This is a genomic window from Rhodococcus sp. BH5 (genome assembly GCF_027583855.1).
GTDB classification, from domain to species: domain Bacteria; phylum Actinomycetota; class Actinomycetes; order Mycobacteriales; family Mycobacteriaceae; genus Rhodococcus_F; species Rhodococcus_F qingshengii.
Window position 1 is genome coordinate 16,385 of the sequence record NZ_JAJHVW010000020.1, and the last position, 18,860, is coordinate 35,244.

At 65.2% G+C, this 18,860-nt stretch carries 13 protein-coding genes and 1 tRNA gene; 8 read left to right on the plus strand and 6 right to left on the minus strand.

The genetic code is table 11. From position 1 onward, the window contains the following. The first annotated feature begins 21 nt into the window (after window positions 1–21). The 4 genes from RhoBH5_RS29495 (at window position 22) to rdgB (ending at window position 2,987) form a co-directional block, all read left to right on the plus strand. Window positions 22–681 (plus strand): rhomboid family intramembrane serine protease, encoded by a 660-nt coding sequence (locus RhoBH5_RS29495; protein WP_007733273.1) that lies wholly within the window; start codon window positions 22–24, stop codon window positions 679–681. Window positions 682–778: 97 nt separating this feature from the next. After that, on the plus strand, window positions 779–1,537 hold the full coding sequence (locus tag RhoBH5_RS29500; protein ID WP_007733274.1) for a cyclic nucleotide-degrading phosphodiesterase: 759 nt from the start codon (window positions 779–781) through the stop codon (window positions 1,535–1,537). 52 nt (window positions 1,538–1,589) lie between these two features. Then, a complete protein-coding gene (gene rph / locus RhoBH5_RS29505; protein ID WP_003945332.1) occupies window positions 1,590–2,375 on the plus strand; it encodes a ribonuclease PH in 786 nt (261 codons plus the stop codon). 3 nt (window positions 2,376–2,378) lie between these two features. After that, a complete protein-coding gene (gene rdgB / locus RhoBH5_RS29510) occupies window positions 2,379–2,987 on the plus strand; it encodes an RdgB/HAM1 family non-canonical purine NTP pyrophosphatase (protein WP_064444087.1) in 609 nt (202 codons plus the stop codon). Window positions 2,988–3,049: 62 nt separating this feature from the next. Here the strand turns inward: rdgB and RhoBH5_RS29515 are convergent, their stop codons facing one another. Next, window positions 3,050–3,430 (minus strand): DUF3817 domain-containing protein, encoded by a 381-nt coding sequence (locus RhoBH5_RS29515; protein ID WP_003945334.1) that lies wholly within the window; start codon window positions 3,428–3,430, stop codon window positions 3,050–3,052. Beyond that, on the minus strand, window positions 3,427–3,834 hold the full coding sequence (locus tag RhoBH5_RS29520) for a hypothetical protein (RefSeq protein WP_020970031.1): 408 nt from the start codon (window positions 3,832–3,834) through the stop codon (window positions 3,427–3,429). Before RhoBH5_RS29520 ends, RhoBH5_RS29515 begins: the two co-directional genes overlap by 4 nt. 258 nt (window positions 3,835–4,092) lie before the next feature. Between RhoBH5_RS29520 and RhoBH5_RS29525 the strand changes: the two genes are divergently transcribed. Beyond that, window positions 4,093–4,812 carry an aspartate/glutamate racemase family protein gene (locus RhoBH5_RS29525; protein WP_099698634.1) on the plus strand — a complete coding sequence of 240 codons (720 nt, stop codon included), beginning with the start codon at window positions 4,093–4,095 and terminating at the stop codon, window positions 4,810–4,812. A 59-nt stretch (window positions 4,813–4,871) separates the two neighbouring features. Here the strand turns inward: RhoBH5_RS29525 and RhoBH5_RS29530 are convergent. After that, a tRNA-Leu gene (locus tag RhoBH5_RS29530) sits at window positions 4,872–4,953 on the minus strand. Window positions 4,954–5,026: 73 nt separating this feature from the next. After that, window positions 5,027–5,743 (minus strand): hypothetical protein, encoded by a 717-nt coding sequence (locus tag RhoBH5_RS29535; RefSeq protein WP_064689267.1) that lies wholly within the window; start codon window positions 5,741–5,743, stop codon window positions 5,027–5,029. Between the two features lie 419 nt (window positions 5,744–6,162). Between RhoBH5_RS29535 and RhoBH5_RS29540 the strand changes: the two genes are divergently transcribed. Next, window positions 6,163–15,474 carry a type I polyketide synthase gene (locus tag RhoBH5_RS29540; RefSeq protein WP_270009184.1) on the plus strand — a complete coding sequence of 3,104 codons (9,312 nt, stop codon included), beginning with the start codon at window positions 6,163–6,165 and terminating at the stop codon, window positions 15,472–15,474. Between the two features lie 10 nt (window positions 15,475–15,484). Continuing rightward, complete coding sequence (gene acpS / locus RhoBH5_RS29545; protein WP_193595181.1) at window positions 15,485–15,883, plus strand: holo-ACP synthase AcpS; 399 nt, start codon at window positions 15,485–15,487, stop codon at window positions 15,881–15,883. A gap of 58 nt (window positions 15,884–15,941) precedes the next feature. Here acpS and RhoBH5_RS29550 read toward each other — a convergent pair whose 3' ends face one another. Further along, window positions 15,942–16,643: a TetR family transcriptional regulator gene (locus RhoBH5_RS29550; protein ID WP_003945379.1), complete on the minus strand. Its 702-nt coding sequence runs from the start codon at window positions 16,641–16,643 to the stop codon at window positions 15,942–15,944. Between the two features lie 290 nt (window positions 16,644–16,933). Between RhoBH5_RS29550 and RhoBH5_RS29555 the strand changes: the two genes are divergently transcribed. Next, on the plus strand, window positions 16,934–18,283 hold the full coding sequence (locus RhoBH5_RS29555; protein WP_208690479.1) for a dipeptidase: 1,350 nt from the start codon (window positions 16,934–16,936) through the stop codon (window positions 18,281–18,283). On the opposite strand, the gene bcp is transcribed toward RhoBH5_RS29555, so the two are convergent. Next, window positions 18,280–18,753 carry a thioredoxin-dependent thiol peroxidase gene (bcp, locus tag RhoBH5_RS29560; RefSeq protein ID WP_007733290.1) on the minus strand — a complete coding sequence of 158 codons (474 nt, stop codon included), beginning with the start codon at window positions 18,751–18,753 and terminating at the stop codon, window positions 18,280–18,282. The two genes, RhoBH5_RS29555 and bcp, sit on opposite strands and share 4 nt — an antisense overlap. Between the last annotated feature and the right edge of the window lie 107 nt (window positions 18,754–18,860).

The following is an 18,860-nucleotide window of genomic DNA, read 5'->3' on the forward strand; positions in this document are numbered from 1 at the left end:
CGACGGTGGAGGACGCACACGATGACGATGGATTTCAACAGTCCGGACTTCGGCACCCGGACGCCGGCACCGAAATCCGGTCCGCCCTCGGTGTGGAAGCAGTCGGCCGTGTTGGTGGGCGGCTTCGCGATCCTGCTCTACGTGATCGAGATCGTGGATGTCATCTCCGGTCAGAATGTCCAGAACGCCGGCGTCACCCCGCGCACGCTCGACGGCCTGTGGGGAATCCTGTTCGCCCCGGTGCTGCACGACGACTGGGGTCATCTGATCGCCAACACCATTCCGGTGCTGATCCTCGGATACCTCGTGCTGGTGTCGGGAATTGCGCGGGGACTCGCGGCGACCGGCATCATCTGGGTGATCGGCGGCGTCGGGACCTGGTTGTTCGCCGGCTCGAACTCGAATCACGTCGGTGCGTCCGTGCTGATCTTCGGCTGGGTCACCTACCTGCTGGTGCGCGGGTTCTTCACGCGGAGCTTCACACAGATCCTGATCGGCGTTGCCGTCTTCGTCGTGTACGGCGGAGTGCTGTGGGGCGTTCTGCCGAGCGATCCACGGGTTTCCTGGCAAGGGCATCTGTTCGGAGCGATCGGCGGCGTGGTTGCCGCCTGGGCGTTGACGTCGGGGGAGAGGGCCAAGCGCGCCGGGTCGGCGCCGGCCGTTCGACCACCGAGTTTCTGAACGGACGTGGGTCACACCCTCACTGCGGTGTGACTTCGACGCGCCAAAACCACCAAGAGCTTTTTCCCAGACGGGTAGACGTGGCAGCATGACCGGTATGCGCATGACCGTCCTGGGGTGTTCCGGCAGCGTCACGGGTCCGGATTCACCGGCTTCGGGATACCTGCTCACGGCACCGGGAACTCCGCCGCTCGTGATCGATTTCGGCCCGGGAGTTCTTGGGGCGTTGCAGCGATACGCCGATCCGGGCGAGGTGACGATCCTGCTTTCGCACCTTCATGCGGACCACTGTCTCGACATGCCCGGCCTGCTCGTCTGGCGTCGCTATCACCCCAACCCGCCGGTCGGCCGTGCTCTGGTTTACGGCCCCACCGACACCGCGTGCCGCATCGGAGTGTCCTCCGCCGAGTGCGCCGGCGAGATGGACGACATCTCCGACACCATCGACGTCCGGCTCTGGGCCGAGAACGAGCCGGTGACGTTCGGTGAACTGAGCGTCGTCGCCCGCCGTATGAATCATCCACCCGAGGCTTACGGTTTCCGGATCACCGGCGCCGACGGCCGCGTCCTCGTCTATACAGGCGACACCGGAATGTGCGACAACGTCGTCGAACTCGCGCGTGGTGCAGACGTGTTGCTCTCCGAAGCGTCGTGGACCGACAGCCCCGATCGACCTGAGGGAGTCCATCTCTCCGGCAAGGAAGCCGGCCGTGTGGCTGCGCTCGCCGGCGTCAAGGAACTTCTCCTCACCCACATTCCGCCGTGGACATCGCGTGAAGACGTGATCGCCGAAGCGAAATCCGAATTCTCCGGACCGGTCCATGCCGTCTCCGCCGGAAGTGTCTACGACATCTGATTCCCCTCACATTCGGTGCAGCGCTCACCGGGCGACCGCTAGGCTCACGAAGGTGACTACACGAGAAGACGGTAGGGCGGACGACGAGCTCCGCACGGTCAAGATCACCCGCGGGTTCACCAGTCACCCGGCCGGATCCGTTCTGGTCGAGTTCGGGAACACTCGCGTCATGTGCACCGCCAGCGTCGAAGAGGGTGTACCCCGCTGGCGCAAGGGCTCCGGCTTGGGTTGGCTGACAGCCGAATACGCGATGCTTCCCGCCGCCACGCACACGCGCAGTGGCCGCGAATCGGTCAAGGGCAAGGTCGGCGGCCGCACGCAGGAGATCAGTCGACTCATCGGCCGATCACTTCGAGCGTGCATCGATCTCGCGGCAATCGGTGAGAACACCATCGCCCTCGACTGTGATGTCCTCCAAGCCGACGGCGGCACCCGCACCGCGGCAGTGACGGGGGCATACGTGGCCCTGGTCGACGCCGTGACGTACCTGCGCGCCGCCGACCTGCTCTCCGACCCGCAGCCCATCTCGTGTGGCATAGCGGCCGTCAGCGTCGGCGTCGTGGACGGACGAGTGCGCCTCGATCTTCCGTACGAAGAGGATTCGCGCGCCGAGGTCGACATGAATGTCGTGGCCACCGATACCGGCACGCTGGTGGAAATCCAGGGAACCGGTGAGGGCGCCACGTTCCCACGCTCGACGCTGGACAAGCTGCTCGACTCCGCTCTGGCTGGTTGTGAGCAACTTTTCGAGATCCAGCGTCAAGCGTTGGCCGAGCCTTATCCCGGGGTGCTACCCGAACCGAAGAATCCGGAACCCAAGAAGAAGTTCGGTGCCTGAGCTGTGAGCGTACGAGTATTGGTTGCCAGCCGAAATGCCAAGAAGCTGAAGGAACTTCACCGGGTGCTCGACGCCGCTGGAGTGAACGGAATCGAACTGGTCGGGCTCGACGAGGTCCCGCCGTTCCCCGAAGCCCCCGAGACCGGAGCGACGTTCGAGGAGAATGCGCTCGCCAAAGCGCGTGACGGAGCAGCTGCAACCGGAATGCCTTGCATCGCAGACGATTCCGGTGTCGAGATCGACGCACTCAACGGTATGCCGGGTGTGCTGTCCGCGCGGTGGTCGGGTACTCACGGAAACGACGGCGCCAACACGGCTCTAGTCCTGGCTCAGCTGGGAGACGTGCCGGACGAGCGTCGAGGCGCGGCGTTCGTCTCCGCCTGTGCACTGGTGATCCCCGGCGGCGACGAGACCGTCGTGCGCGGCGAATGGCGCGGGGTGATCGGCCGCGAACCAGCCGGCGACGGCGGCTTCGGATACGACCCCATCTTCCGTCCGGACGGCGACACCCGCTCGGCCGCAGAACTCACCCCGGCCGAGAAGGATGCGGCGTCACATCGAGGGCGCGCGCTCGTACAGCTCGTTCCGGCTCTGGCTGCGCTGGCCGACTGAACCGAATCCGAAAAGTGGAGCCCTGAACGCGTCTGCGTTCAGGGCTCCACTTTTTGAAACTCTCAGAGCTGGTAAGCCTGCTTCACCTGGGCAGTTCGCTTGTGCTCGAACACGAACGACAGGAACGGGATCGTGCCGGCGAGCGCGGTGGCAACCGTCGTACCGGGCTTCCACCGGGCCTTGATCGCCAAGTCGATCGTGAACACGAGGTAGAGCATGTAGAACAGGCCGTGGATCTGGCCGATGTAGAACAACCACGACGGTGCGTCCGCCGAATTGTCGAGAATCAGGTACTTGTAGACCATCTCACCGGTCAGGAACAGCAGCCAGAGGCCGGTGATCCAGGCGAGAACGCGGTATCGGACCAGCGCCGACGCAACCTTCTTCTGCTTTTCTGCGTTGACTGCGGGGGTAGCGATGCTCGCTTCCGAACCGGTACTCACGTCGTGCTCCTATCGGACTCGCGAGCGGCGAGCTGCGCAAGGTAGTCGTTGTATTCCAGCATTTGGCGGGCTTCAGGGTCGTCGACGTCGAGGTTCACATCGTCGAACTCGGCCCGCGGGCGTTGCGGCAAGAGGTCGGCGGGAATCTCACGCGGCTCCGCGGCGGCTTCCTCGGCTTCGGCCTCTTCGGGGTCCACGTCTTCGAGCTGAACGAACTTGCGATACGCGTACACGACAAACGCCGCGAACAGCGGCCACTGGAACGCGTACCCGAGATTCTGTCCCGAGCCTCCGACGGCTTCGAAGCGCTCCCACTGCCACCAGCCGAGCGCGAGGCAGCCGGCAGCTGACACGATGACCAGCAGAATCAGCGCAGGTCGGCGTTTAGTAGCGTTCTTGGACACACTAAGACGGTACCTGAGAGCTATAGTGCCTCGCCCTGCGATCTCCGACACGGTGTCGTAGAAGCCGTGCCACGGCGTGTCGTAGGAGCCGTGCCACGGCGTGTCGTAGAGGCCGTGCCACGGCGTGTCGTAGAAGCCGCTCCACAGCACCTGTGCGCTATGCCCATCCTCACCCGCAACGCCAGGGCACTGAACACATTCTCCCGGCTGTGCTGCATCGATAACCTCGGCGCGTATCCGAAAGCAGGGGAGTGTTTCATGCACATCAGAGTGATTCGCCCGGTCATCGACACCACACTGACTCCGGCGGTGACAGCCGAGGTGGAGCACTGGGCGGCGCCCGGCACGACGGTCGACGTCGTTTCGCTGCCTACCGGTACGGCGAGCATCGAGTCCGAGTACGACGAGGCACTTGCCGGCCCCGGGATAGTGCAGAGGGTCGAGGAAGCGGCAGCCGACGGCGTGGACGGTGTGTTCATCACATGCTTCGCCGATCCCGGAGTGCATGCCGCCCGAGAGGTCATCGACGCTCCGGTGGTCGGCGGCTTCGAGCCGTCATTTCTGACAGCGATGAGTCTGGGCGATCGCGTCGGTGTCGTGACCATCCTGCCGAATGTCGTGCCGATGCTCCGATCGCTCACTCGGCGGTATGGACTCGATAGTCGGCTGGGCAGTATTCGAGTCGTGGACATGCCGGTGCTGGGCCTCACCGATCGGGAGGAACTGATCGATCGACTGGCCGCACAGGCGTCTACGGCAGTGGAGAACGGTGACGCCGACTCCGTCGTTCTCGGTTGCACCGGCATGCTCGGTGTGACCGCCGCAGTCCGAGACAGGCTGCATGGCAAAGGGATTCATGTTCCGGTTGTGGACCCGACGGCAGCGGCGATCACATGGTTGGAGAGCTCGGTCCGTCTGGGGCTGACACCGAGTCGGACGACGTACATGACTCCACCGGTCAAGGATCGAAAGCGCTGACCTTGCTCACGAGAACCGAAAAAGCCCCGCCGGATCAGATCCGGCGGGGCTCTTCGTTGTGCGCGAGGGGGGACTTGAACCCCCACGTCCTGAGACACTGGAACCTAAATCCAGCGCGTCTGCCAATTCCGCCACTCGCGCGCGGAATTCAAAGGATACGCGAGTGGAATCGCTCGCGGGCACACCACCCTGGTCGGGATGCGCCCGCCCGCTCTCAGGCCGTTTCGGCGAGTGGATCCGCTGCGGGCGGCATGGTGGATTTCTTCGACCGGCGAGGTTGCTCGGCCGTGCGTTGATACCGCCACGCAGCGTGGGTGAGTGTCCGAACATCGACATCGAGATGTTCGGCAACCGCAACGAGCAACTCGGCTGCGTCGGTGCTCGACAACAATTTCTCGCTACTGCTTGCTTCGGTGGCGAACCGTGCAAGCAGGTCGATCGAAGTTACCGTCAACCTCCCGGACAGGAACATCAGTGTCTCGAAGGTCCTGGGGCCGAGGCCTGGAACGGAGACGACTGCCGAACGGAGGCCTTCGGTGTCCTCGACGTCGGCACCGCACCGGCAACCGGCGTCGGCGAGCGCTTTGGCCGCACGAGCCGCGCCTTCGGCTTTGGTGAAGTAGTTGCCCGGCACGCGCTGGCGATTGCCGAGAATCGTTGCGAGCTCGTCGCCACGGTCGGTGAAGGCGGCGAGAGCGGGCAAGCTGTCGAGGCGATCGTCGGCGGCTACCGAGCGGTGTGTGCGCCAACGGTCGACGACGGCGCGGACTCCGGTCTTCGGTGTTCCATAGGCGGCGCGCGACGAGAAGATCGCATCGAGAAGGGCGGCTTCGGACTCGCGCGGCCATCCCTGATTCCAATGCGGCCACGCCTCGCGCGGAAGCTCGGCGCCGATGAATTCGGCCGCTCTGACTACGTCTGTGTCTTTCATGATTTCTCCCCCCGAGAAGTTGTCCGGTGTGGACGCGCTGAACGTAGCGAGGGGGTCCGACAGATTGTGGCCCGGAACGCACGGGATCGACCGTCCGTCAAGGAGGTCACGAATTGGTAACAATAAATATGAGGGGTTCCTCAGGTTTCTGAAAATCCCGGTAACAGTCCCAGGCAGGGCGTTCGCGACCTACTCGCGAGTCACTTTCTCGAAGTCTCGTGAGGAAGATCACGGCCCCGAAAGTCCAGATTTCCAGGGTGCCGACAAACGTGAGGAAATCCTCATGATTCTGTGTAAACCTTGTCTTGCACGAACGCCCTGACTCCGTCGATTCTCTCGACGAATTCGCGAGCACTTCAGCCGGGCAGCACACCGCAAATCCCACCTCGCCGCAGAGGTGACCAGGAGAGGACGTACGCGTGACGATCGATGACACGACACCTACAGGAAACGGACGCGACTCGAAGGGTGGACGCCGTTTCGGCGTCGATGGGGGACAGTCCCGCACGACCAGCAAAGGTGCCCTCGTCGATTCGCTGAACAACGGCGTTTCCTACGCAATCGCTTTCGGTGGACAGGGCGCTCCCTGGCTCACCTCGCTCGAGGAGCTCAGCCGTGACAACGGCCTGGAGCCCGTTCTGACCGATCTGGTCAACGACGCAGCAGCACGCCTCGCGCCCGTCGCGCAGGATCTCCTCGTGGTTCGCCCGGTCGGATTCGATCCGATCGCGTGGATGCTCGAAGCCGAGATCGTCGACGAAGAAGAAGGTGAGAAGTCGGCCGGGCCTTCCGCTGCCGCGCTCACCGCAGCTCCGGTGTCACTCCCCGGCGTCTTCCTCACGCAGCTTGCGGCGTTGCGTGCACTCTCCGCTCAGGGTCTGGATGTAGCCGGTAACCCGCCGGCTGCCGTCATCGGCCACTCGCAGGGCCTTCTGGCCACGGCTGCCGTAGCCGCGCAGGGCAACGACGACGGTGAACTCCTCGCCGTCGCACAGCTCGTCGGTGCTGCTGCCAGCTTGGTCGGCCGTCGCCGCGGCGTCATCGCCGGCGCCTCCGCGAAGCCGATGGTTGCGGTCTCGGGCGTCGATCCCGAGCGTCTCGCCGCCATCGTCGCCGAGCTTGCCGAGGGTGTGGCGCCTGAGCGCGCGGCTGTCCTCGCCATCCGCAACGGCCGTCGCCGCGTCGTTCTCGCCGGGCCGCCCGCTCAGCTGGCACGCGTGCAAGAGCGTTGCGAGCAGATCGAAGCCGAGGAAGCCCGCGAGCGTGAGGGTAAGAAGCGTGGCGGTTCCGTCTTCGCGCCGTCCTTCGATCCGCTCGACACCGAAATCGGCTTCCATCACCCCGCATTGACCGAGGCCGTCGAACTCGTCGGCAGCTGGGCGACCCGTTGCGGTCTCGACGCGGACCGTGCGCGCGAACTTGCGCAGGGTGTCCTCGTCGATCCGGTTGACTGGGTCGAGGCTGTCGACGGCGCAATCTCCGCCGGCGCCAAGTGGATTCTCGATCTCGGACCCAGCGATCAGCTGACCCGTATGACGTCCTCTTCGCTGCGTGGACAGGGCATCGGCATCATTGCCGCAGCCACCCGCGGCGGACACCGCAATCTGCTCACCCCCGGTGCAGCACCTGAGGTCTCACGTTCGTGGTCCGAGTTCGCTCCGAAGCCCGTTGCGCTTCCCGGCGGCCGTATCGGCGTCGAGACCGCGTTCACGAAGCTGACCGGTCGTTCACCCATCCTGCTCGCAGGTATGACGCCGACGACGGTCGACGCCAAGATCGTTGCCGCGGCAGCCAATGCCGGTCACTGGGCCGAGCTTGCCGGTGGCGGGCAGGTCACCGAAGAAATCTTCGAAGACCGTGTCGCAGAGCTGAAGATGCTGCTCGAGCCGGGCCGCGCGGTCCAGTTCAACTCCCTGTTCCTCGACCCGTACCTGTGGAAGCTGCAACTCGGTGGCAAGCGCCTCGTGCAGCGTGCCCGTACCGCCGGTGCTCCCATCGACGGCGTCATCGTCACCGCCGGTATCCCGGAACTCGAAGAGGCTGTTGCTCTCATCGACGAGTTGTCCGAGATCGGCATCACCAACATTGCATTCAAGCCCGGCACCGTGGCGCAGATCCGCTCCGTGATCCGCATCGCCAACGAGGTTCCGAATTTCCCGGTCATCGTCCACATCGAAGGCGGCCGCGCCGGCGGACACCACTCGTGGGAAGACCTCGACGACCTGCTCCTCGACACGTACGCCGAGCTGCGTACACGTCCGAACCTGGTCATCTGCGTCGGTGGCGGCATCGGAACACCCGAGCGCGCAGCCGATTACCTGACCGGTCGCTGGTCCGCCGCAGCCGGTTTCCCGGCCATGCCCGTCGACGGCATCCTTGTCGGCACCGCAGCCATGGCGACTCTCGAGGCCACCACCTCTCCCGAGGTCAAGCAGCTCCTCGTCGACACACCCGGTACGCCGGACTGGGTCGGTGCAGGTACCGCTGAAGGCGGAATGGCCTCCGGCCGTAGCCAGCTCGGTGCCGACATCCACGAGATCGACAACGCGGCTTCGCGTACCGGGCGCCTCCTCGACGAGGTTGCCGGCGATTCCGAGGCAGTGGCCGAGCGCCGCGACGAGATCATCGCCGCCCTCGACGTCACCGCCAAGCCGTACTTCGGCGACGTCGAGACCATGACGTACGCACAGTGGCTGCGCCGCTACCTCGAGCTGACCGTCGGCATCGACGCGGCGAAGGAATTCGACTGCGGCGCCGATCTTCAGGACGCCATCGTCGAGGCGACGTCTAGCCCGTGGCTCGACATCACCTGGCGTGCTCGCTTCGGCGAGATGCTCCAGCGCACCGAGGCGCGTCTGCACCCGGTCGACCGCGGCCCGATCCCCACGCTGTTCGCTGACGCCGAGACCCTCGAGCGCCCCGAGGCTGCAATCTGCGCACTGCAGGCGTCGTACCCGGACTACTCGACCACCGTTCTGCATCCCGCAGACGTCTCGTTCTTCATCTCGTTGTGCAAGACGCCGGGCAAGCCGGTCAACTTCGTTCCCGTCGTCGACGGTGACGTGCGTCGTTGGTGGCGCAGCGACTCCCTGTGGCAGGCACACGACCCCCGCTACACCGCCGATCAGGTTTGCGTCATCCCCGGCACCGTTGCCGTCGCCGGCATCACCCGTGTCGACGAGCCGGTCGGTGACCTGCTCGATCGCTTCGAGAAGGTGACCTACGACGAATTGGTTGCTGCCGGAACCACTCCGGTTGCACTCGCGAGCCGTCGCCACCAGGATTCCGCACCCGGACTTCTCGACGCCGTTCTCTCGGCTCCTGACCTCCAGTGGGCCGGCCGCCTGACCCAGAACCCCGTCCGTCGTCTCGGCGACCTCGACGAGTGGAGTGCAGAGTCTGCCGACAAGGCAGTTCACGGCACCACCGGTTCCAGTCTGACCGTCGTCGATTCCTCGCACGTGCTGCTTTCGGTTCCGTTGGTGGCAGGCAAGTCCGTCGACATCACGATCACGATCCCCGAGTCCGTCGTCGACGGCGGCGCTCCGGTTGTCACCGAAGCCGATGCCGAAGGTGCGATGTCCGCGCTCCTGGCAGTTGCTGCCGGACAGGAACTTCCGACAGTCAAGAACGGCAAGGCTCGCCTCAACGTCGCGTGGGTTCCCGATCGCATCGCCGATCACGCCGGTGTCACCGGTTCCGGTCTGCCCGCCACGCTCAGTGTCAGCGGCAAAGCTGTTCCGGACGTCGTCGTCGGAGCATGCTGGCCTGCAGTGTTCGCAGTCCTCGGCGCAGCCAAGCTCGACAGTCTTTCCGTTATCGAAGGCATGCTCGACCTGGTCCACCTCGACCACACCGTCGACTTCGTCGGTGAACTTCCCTCCGAGACAAGCATTCTCGTGGTCAATGCCGAGGTCGCCTCGGTTCTCGACACCGACCTCGGTCGTGTCGTCGAGGTCAAGGTCGAGGTCGGTGCCATGCTCGGCGAGGGCCTCGACGCCCCCGCAGTCGTCACCATGACCGAGCGTTTCGCGATCCGCGGACGCACCGGTGCAGGCGAACTCGCCGACCCGGCTCGCGCCGGTGGATCGATCAGCGATGCGGCTGTCGACACCTCGCGTCGTCGTCGCCGTGACGCGAAGATCCTCGCTCCGGTCAGCATGGGCGCGTTCGCTCAGGTTTCCGGTGACCACAACCCGATTCACACCTCCGACAACGCCGCTCTGCTGGCCGGCCTCGGAACCCCGATCGTGCACGGCATGTGGCTCTCCGCCGCAGCGCAGCAGGTAGTCACCGCAGTCGACCCGGCCGAGACCCGCGTCCCGCCGCGCCGCCTGACCGTCTGGACCGCCCGCTTCCTCGGGATGGTTCGCCCCGGCGCCGAGATCGACGTCCGCGTCGACCGTGTCGGCATCGACCAGGGCGCAGAAATCGTCGAGGTCGGCTGCCGCATCGACGGCGAACTGGTCATGGTCGCCACCGGCCGCACTGCCGCACCGAAGACCGTCTACGCCTTCCCCGGCCAGGGCATTCAGCGCCCGGGCATGGGCCTCGACGCTCGCGCACGCTCCAAGGCCGCCCGCGACGTCTGGGAGCGCGCGGACAAGCACACTCGTAAGGCACTCGGATTCTCGATTCTCGCTGTCGTGCGCGACAACCCGGTGACCGTCAAGGCCCGTGGTGTCGAGCACAGGCATCCCGACGGTGTCCTGCACCTGACTCAGTTCACCCAGGTGGCCATGGCCGTTCTCGGTGTTGCCCAGGTTGCCGAGCTGCGCGAATCCGGAACCTTCATCGAGGATTCCCTTCTGGCCGGTCACTCGGTCGGTGAGTACAACGCACTCGCCGCTGTCGCCGAGGTTTTCCCGCTCGAAGCACTTCTCGAGGTCGTCTTCCAGCGTGGCTCCGCCATGCACCAGCTCGTTCCCCGTGACGAAGCCGGACGCTCCGACTACCGCATGGCCGCTATTCGCCCGTCGCAGATCGGTGTTTCCGACGACGACGTGCAGGGCTTCGTCGCCGGTGTCGCCGAGACCTCCGGTGAGTTCCTCGAAATCGTCAACCTGAACCTGCGCGGCAGCCAGTACGCCATCGCCGGTTCGGTAGCCGGTCTCGACGCACTCGAGGTCGAAATCGACCGTCGCCGAGCAGAATTCGGTGGCAAGCGGGCATACATCCAGGTTCCCGGCATCGACGTGCCGTTCCACTCCACCGTCCTTCGCGGTGGCGTGGCGGACTTCCGCGTGTGCCTGCAGGACTTGCTCCCGCACGACATCGACCCGGACATCCTGATCGGCCGCTACATCCCGAACCTGGTTCCGAAGCCGTTCTCGCTGCGTCGTGACTTCGTTCAGGAAATCGCCGACTTGGTGCCGTCCGAGCCGCTGCAGGAAGTCCTCGCAGACTTCGACAGCTACGCAACGCGCACTCACGAGTTGTCCCGCATCATCCTGATCGAGCTGCTGGCTTGGCAGTTCGCCAGCCCGGTCCGTTGGATCGAGACGCAGGACCTGCTCTTCGGTGACGAGTCCGAAGGAGGGCTCGGGGTCGAACGCTTCGTCGAGATCGGTCTCGGCGCTGCCCCGACCGTCGCGAACCTCGCGTCGCAGACCCTCAAGCTGCCGGGCCGCTTCGGCTACCCGGTCGAGGTTCTCAACGTCGAGCGCGAAGCTGCGATCGTCTACGGCACCGACGTCGACCCCGCTGTCGATGACGACGACGAGATCGAAGCGCCTGCCGCGCAGGCTGCTCCGGTCGCCGCGGCCGCTGCTCCGGTTGCCGCTGCCGCGCCGGCTGCACCTTCGGGTGGACCGCGTCCGGACGACCTCACCTTCAAGGCGCCCGACGCCACGAAGGTCCTGATCAGCCTGTGGACCAAGCTCCGTCCCGATCAGGTCGGCCCCGCGGACACGATCGAGGCACTGTGCGACGGCGTTTCCTCGCGTCGCAACCAGCTTCTGGTCGACCTCGGCTCCGAGCTCTCCCTCGGTGCCATCGACGGGGCCGCAGACGCCGACATGGGCTCCCTGGGGGCAACCGTCGACAAGCTCGCCCGTACGTACAAGCCGTTCGGACCGGTGCTCTCCGATTCGATCAACGATCACCTACGCAAGGTCTTCGGCCCCTCGGGCAAGCGTCCCGGCTACATCGCCGACCGCGTCAAGAAGGTCTGGGAGCTGGGCGACGGCTGGGCACATCACGTCACCGCAGCAGTGGCTCTCGGTACCCGTGAGGGCGCCAGCATCCGCGGCGGCGACCTCGGTGGCCTGAGCTCCGGCGCACTGGCCGACGCTGCAGCAGTGGACGCAGTCATCGACAGCGCAGTTGCCTCGGTCGGGTCTGCTCGCGGAGTCAGCGTCTCGTTGCCGGCTACCGGCGGCGGAAGCGGCGGAACCGTCGACGCAGCCGCTCTGGGTGAGTTCACCGAGAACATCACCGGTCGCAACGGCGTTCTGGCCTCGGCCGCACGCCTGGTACTCGAGCAGCTCGGACTGAACGAAGAAACGGCAGTCGCGACGGTCGAGGACACCGAACTGGTCGACCTGGTCTCGGCTGAACTCGGCTCCGACTGGCCGCGTCTGGTTGCTCCGGCATTCGACGCGCAGAAGGCCGTGCTGCTCGACGACCGCTGGGCAAGTGCGCGTGAGGATCTCGCTCGCATTTGGCTCGGTGACACCGCGTTGTCGGTCGAGAACTTCATCGGTGCCGGCTCCACCGTCGCCGCACAGGCGAAGTGGTGGGCCACCCGTGCAACCGACGAAGGCCGCACCCCACTCGCCGAGGTCTACACCCGCATCGCTGATGCGGCTGCTGCGGCAGAATCCGACGCACCCGAGTGGGCAGGCGAGGTCGCAGTAGTGACGGGCGCCAGCAAGGGTTCCATCGCGGCAGCGGTCACGGGCAAGCTCCTTGCCGGTGGCGCAACGGTATTCGTGACCACCTCGCGACTCGACGGTCAGCGTCTGGGCTTCTACCGCGACCTGTACCGCGAGAATGCTCGCGCCGGTGCCGCCCTCTGGGTGGTTCCCGCGAACATGGCGTCGTACACCGACGTCGACGCACTGATCGACTGGATCGGCAACGAGGCCACCGAGAACGCAGGCGGCGCAAAGAAGCTCATCAAGCCGGCCATGACGCCGACGATGCTCTTCCCCTTCGCAGCTCCCCGTGTCGGCGGCGAACTCTCCGACGCCGGCGCTCGCGCCGAAATGGAAATGCGCGTGCTGCTCTGGTCGGTGGAGCGCCTCATCGGCGGTCTGTCGAAGATCGGTTACGACAGCGATGTCGACACGCACCTGCACGTAGTGCTGCCCGGTTCGCCGAACCGCGGAACGTTCGGCGGCGACGGTGCATACGGTGAGGCCAAGGCTTCGCTGATCGCCGTGGTCAATCGCTGGAAGGCCGAGCGCAACTGGGCCGAGCGGGTCACGTTGGCACATGCGGTCATCGGTTGGGTTCGCGGAACCGGACTCATGGGTCACAACGATCCCATCGTCGACGCAGTCGAAGCTGCGGGCGTCCGCACCTGGTCCACCCAGGAGATGGCGACCGAACTGCTGAAGACGGCAACCCGCGAGTCGCGGCGCGCTGCTGCCGAAGCTCCGCTCGAGGTCGACCTGACCGGTGGGCTCGCCGAGGCGAACCTCGACCTCGCCGCACTGGCCAAGGAAGCTGCCGAGGTGGCCGAGATCGCCGAGGCTGTCGACGAAGCAGTGGACGAGTCCAGCATCCTGGCGCTGCCCGCGCCGGCTCGCATCGACGACTCGGTCAAGGCTCCGAGCTGGCCCGAACTGGACGTCACCCCCGCGGACCTCGTGGTCATCGTGGGTGCCGGAGAGCTCGGACCCTACGGTTCCTCGCGTACCCGCTTCGAGATGGAGGTCGACGAGCAGCTGTCTGCCGCAGGCGTTCTCGAATTGGCGTGGAACACCGGACTCATCGTCTGGGAGAACGACCCCAAGCCGGGCTGGTACGACGTCGAATCCGGTGACCTGGTACCCGAGGCGGAAATCGCCGACAAGTACCACGACGCAGTCGTCGAGCGTTGCGGCATCCGTCGCTACGTCGACGAGGGCGCGATGATCGACAACACCGCTCCGCTGCTCACCTCCGTGTTCCTGGACAGGGATCTGAGCTTCGTGGTCGGCAGTGAGGCAGAGGCTCAGGCCTTCGTCGAATCCGATCCGGAGAACACGACGGCGACGGTTTCCGCCGAGTCCGGAGACTGGACGGTCACCCGCCGCGCAGGCACCGAGATCCGCGTTCCGCGCAAGATGAAGCTGACTCGTAGTGTGGGCGGTCAGATTCCGACCAACTTCGACGTCACCAAGTGGGGCATCCCCGCCGACATGGCAGATTCGGTCGACCGCGTCGGACTCTGGAACATCGTCGCAACGGTGGACGCCTTCCTGACGGGCGGCTTCACTCCGAGCGAACTGCTCCGCTGGGTACACCCGAGCCTGGTCGCCAACACGCAGGGCACCGGCATGGGCGGCATGACCTCCATGAGGAGCCTGTACATCGACACGCTGCTCGGCGAGAACCGTCCGAACGACATCCTGCAGGAAGCGCTGCCGAACGTCATTGCAGCGCACGTCGTTCAGTCGTACGTCGGCGGTTACGGCGCGATGGTTCACCCCGTCGCCGCCTGCGCCACGGCAGCGGTATCCGTCGAAGAAGGCGTCGACAAGATCCGACTCGGCAAGGCGCAGTTGGTTGTTGCCGGCGGGTTCGACGATCTGAGCACGGAAGGCATCATCGGCTTCGGCGACATGTCGGCCACTGCCAAGACCGAGGACATGCATGCCAAGGGCATCGAGGATCGCCGCTTCTCGCGGGCCAACGATCGTCGCCGCGGCGGATTCGTCGAGTCGGCCGGCGGCGGAACGATTCTCCTCGCTCGCGGTGACCTGGCACTCGAGATGGGTCTTCCCGTCCTCGGTGTGGTCGCCTGGGCCGGATCGTTCGCCGACGGTGTCCACACCTCGATCCCGGCACCGGGACTCGGAGCACTGGGCGCCGGACGTGGGGGAGCGGATTCACAGCTTGCACTCTCGCTCAACGCTCTCGGCGTGAGCGCCGACGATATCGCCGTGATCTCCAAGCACGACACCTCCACTGCCGCCAACGATCCCAACGAGGCAGAGCTGCACGAGCGCCTCGCCGGGGCATTGGGACGCAGTGAAGGCGCGCCGATGTTCGTGGTCTCGCAGAAGAGCCTGACCGGTCACGCCAAGGGTGGTGCCGCAGCCTTCCAGCTGATCGGGCTCTGCCAGGTACTGAGCCAGGGCATCGTCCCGCCGAACCGCAGCCTCGACTGCGTCGACGACAAGATGGCCGAATTCGAGCACCTCGTGTGGGCACGTCAGCCGCTCAAGTTCGGTGAGCATCTTCCGCTGCGCGCGGGCCTGCTGACCAGCCTCGGCTTCGGTCACGTCTCCGGACTGATCGCAGTCGTGCACCCGCAGGCATTCGTCGAGTCGGTTCCGGCCGACAAGCGTGACGCCTATGTTGCTGCGGCCCAGCAGCGGACGATCGACGGTCAGCGTCGCCTCGCGAAGGCGATGTGCGGTGGCGACAGCCTCTACGAGCGCCCGGCGGATCGTCGCCTCGGTGCCGACGGAACGCCGGCCAAGGCGTCGCGTCAGCTCGAAGCGGACATGCTGCTGAGCGAGGACGCACGACTCGGCGCAGACCAGGTGTACCGCTCGAATCTGCCCGGCTGCAAGTAGTAGTCACGGTATGGGAGTTCTGGGTATCGGTTTCGACCTCGTGACGGTGTCGGAGTTCGCCGAGCAATTGAACAGGCCGGGAACGGCAATGCTCGACAACTTCACACCGGGCGAGCGTCGAGACGCCGTTACCCGGAGCTCCGAACCGGCACGACATTTCGCCGCCCGGTGGGCTGCGAAGGAAGCAGTGATCAAGGCATGGTCAACTGCTCTCTTCGCCGGCCCACCGGTGCTGGGGGAAATGATCCACAATCAGATCGAGGTCGTCTCGGACGCCTGGGGGCGCCCCGGCATCCGGCTTCGCGGTGACGTGGCCAAACACCTGACCGGAGTGAAGATTCATATTTCGCTCACGCACGACGGGGACATGGCGGGCGCTTTCGCGGTCATCGAATCCGACCCGGAGTAGCACTGCCGGACACGAAAGAGCCGGTCTCCCAAGGGGAGACCGGCTCTTTGTCGTTCGACTAGTCCTTCGTGCGGGATTCCTTCTCGGCGACGAGGAGATACGCGATCATCAACCTTTTCAGTTCGGCGACGGCGTCGGCATGCGACTGACCGTCCTGAACCGAGAAATTGAGCATCGAATACACCACGTGGACAAGAACTTCCGCCATCATCAGGCGACGATCTCGCCGCGTACGAGGCGTCAACGGGCCGAGCATTTTCGCTACGGTCTCGGCGAACTGCTTTTCGTGAATGACTCCGGTTGCCCGCGTGGACGGCGTCGACTGCATCGCCAGCCAGACCTCGCGGCGCGACGGATCAGACGTCCACAGCCCGGCCATGTGATCGACGAAACTGTTCAGGAACCGCAACCAGTCGAGCGAGGGTACTTCGCCGCCGAACTGAGCAAGCTCGTGCTGGACCCCGACGAGGTCCTGGCGGTTCAATTCGCACACGATGACGTACTTGTTCGCGAAGAACTGGTAAAGCGTCCCAATCGGGACGTCAGCACGTGCCGCGACTTCTTCACAGGTGAACGATTCGAAACCGACATCGGTGAGGAGTTCCCGTGACGCAGCCAGGAGTGCGTCGAATTTACGCTGGCTGCGCTCTTGCGTCGGACGCTTGCGCGGCAGCAGTTCCTGCGGTTCTTCGAGGCTCTGGGGATTCTCCAGTGCTGGGTCGACTCGTCGCCGCGCGCGGTGACGAGTCGTGGGCTGCACGTCTTCCAGGCTATCGGTGTTTTCTGTCGAATTTGGGACTTGTGCATTATCCGGTGTCATCGGCCACCTACTTCGGCGGTCGTGATCGGTCGAAACGCACCGCGCAGGTGCGCGCACACGAGTCCCGATGCTGTTGCCACACCTCGATACTAGGTGACCAACTGTCCAGTAGCCGAAGAGGTTGCTGCGCGGTGTGGCGCAACGGCGATCCTGGCGCCTGCCTACGTCCGATTCGGGCAGACTGAGATTCTTCGGGCACACCGAGATTCGATGCCGAGGAGAGGGAGACGATGACGGAAGAACTGCGAACCGCGGTAGGTGAACTCATGCCGCGTGCCCGTGAGGATCTGAGTGCACTTGTGGCGATGAAGTCCGTTGCCGATGCACGGCAGTACCCGCCGGAAGAATGCGCGGCCGCTGCGCATTGGGTCCTGGAGGCATTCCGGGCTCAGGGTTTCGCCGATATCGAGGCGATCGAGACCTCCGACGGTTCGGCCGCGGTTGTCGGGCGTCGACCAGGCCCGGGCGGTGCTCCGACCGTTCTGCTGTACTGCCACTACGACGTTCAGCCGCCCGGAAACGAAGAGCTCTGGGGCTCCCCGCCTTTCACGCTCACCGAGCGCGACGGACGGTGGTTCGGACGGGGCGCTTCCGACTGCAAGGGCAACGTCGTCATGCATCTGACAGCTCTGCGAGCGCTCGCCGCAGCCGGTGTGGATCCGAGCGTCCACCTGACGCTCGTCGCCGAAGGATCCGAGGAGATGGGCACTGGCGGTCTCGAGGATCTGGTGCGAGAGCGGCCCGAACTTTTTGCAGCCGACATGATCCTGATCGCCGATACCGGCAACACCGAAGTCGGGGAGCCGACGATCACGACGTCATTGCGCGGGATCGCGAACGTTGTGGTCCACGTGTCGACGCTCGAGGGTGAGATTCACTCCGGTGTCTTCGGTGGACCGGCGCCCGATGCGATCACCGCGCTGGTGCACATACTCTCGACGCTGCACGACAGCGCCGGAAACACCACTGTCGAAGGCTTGACCAACGACCAGGAATGGGCGGGTGTCAGTTATGACGGCGATCAGTTCCGCTCCGACGCCGGGGTGCTCGAAGGGGTGCAGCTGACTGGTTCCGGTTCGGTCGCCGAGCAGGTGTGGGCTCGTCCGGCGCTGACCATCCTGGGTATCGACTGCCCGCCGGTCGTGGGTTCGGCGGCGGCGATCACGCCCCGCGCGTCGGCGCGCCTGAATCTTCGTGTCCCGCCTGGCACGGATCCGGCGCAGGCACAGAAGTTGTTGACGGACCACCTCCGCGCGGCGGCGCCGTGGGGCGTCCACATCGAGGTCGTTCCGGAATCGACGGGATCGCCGTTCTCGTCCTCGACGGAGGGTGCAGGTTTCGCGCAGCTGAAGTCCGCGCTCACCGATGCCTACGGCCGCGAAGTCGGATTTGCCGGCCAAGGGGGATCGATACCGCTGTGCAGTGCACTGGCCGAGCAGTTCCCCGACGCGGAGATCGCGTTGATCGGCGTCGAGGAACCGCAATGCCGCATTCATGCGCCCGACGAAAGCGTCGACCCGTCGGAGATCGAGAATCTCGCTTTCGCGGAGGCTCTGTTCTTGAGCCGGTACGGGAGTTAGACCGACAGATCGCGTCGTAGCTTGGCGACGTGGCCGGTGGCCCGGACGTTGTACTGGGCCACCTCGATCTTGCCTTCCTCGTCGACGAGGAACGTCGAGCGGATGACGCCCTGGACGGTCTTGCCGTACATCTTCTTCTCACCGAACGCGCCCCAGGCTTCGAGCGTCGCCTTCTCGGGATCGGAGAGCAGCGGGAAGGTCAACTCTTCGGTATCGCGGAACTTCGCGAGTTTTGCGGGCTTGTCCGGCGAGATTCCGATGACTTCGAGGCCGGCGCCGTTCAGCTCGGCGAGGCTGTCACGGAAGTCGCAGGCCTGCTTGGTGCACCCCGGGGTGCTGGCCGCCGGGTAGAAGTACACGATGACCTTGCGGCCGCGGTAATCGTGAAGGGAAACCTCGTTGCCATCGGCGTCTGGGAGCGTGAAATCCGGCGCGACGTCGCCGGCGGACAATCTACTGTTCTCGGTCACGGGAATCGAGGTTAGTCGAGAAATTGCGCGGCAGGTGGGCGCGAGGGCATTCTGCTCCTCTACGGTAGAGCGAAGTGTCGGCGCGCTGCGTCCGCACAGCAGACCCG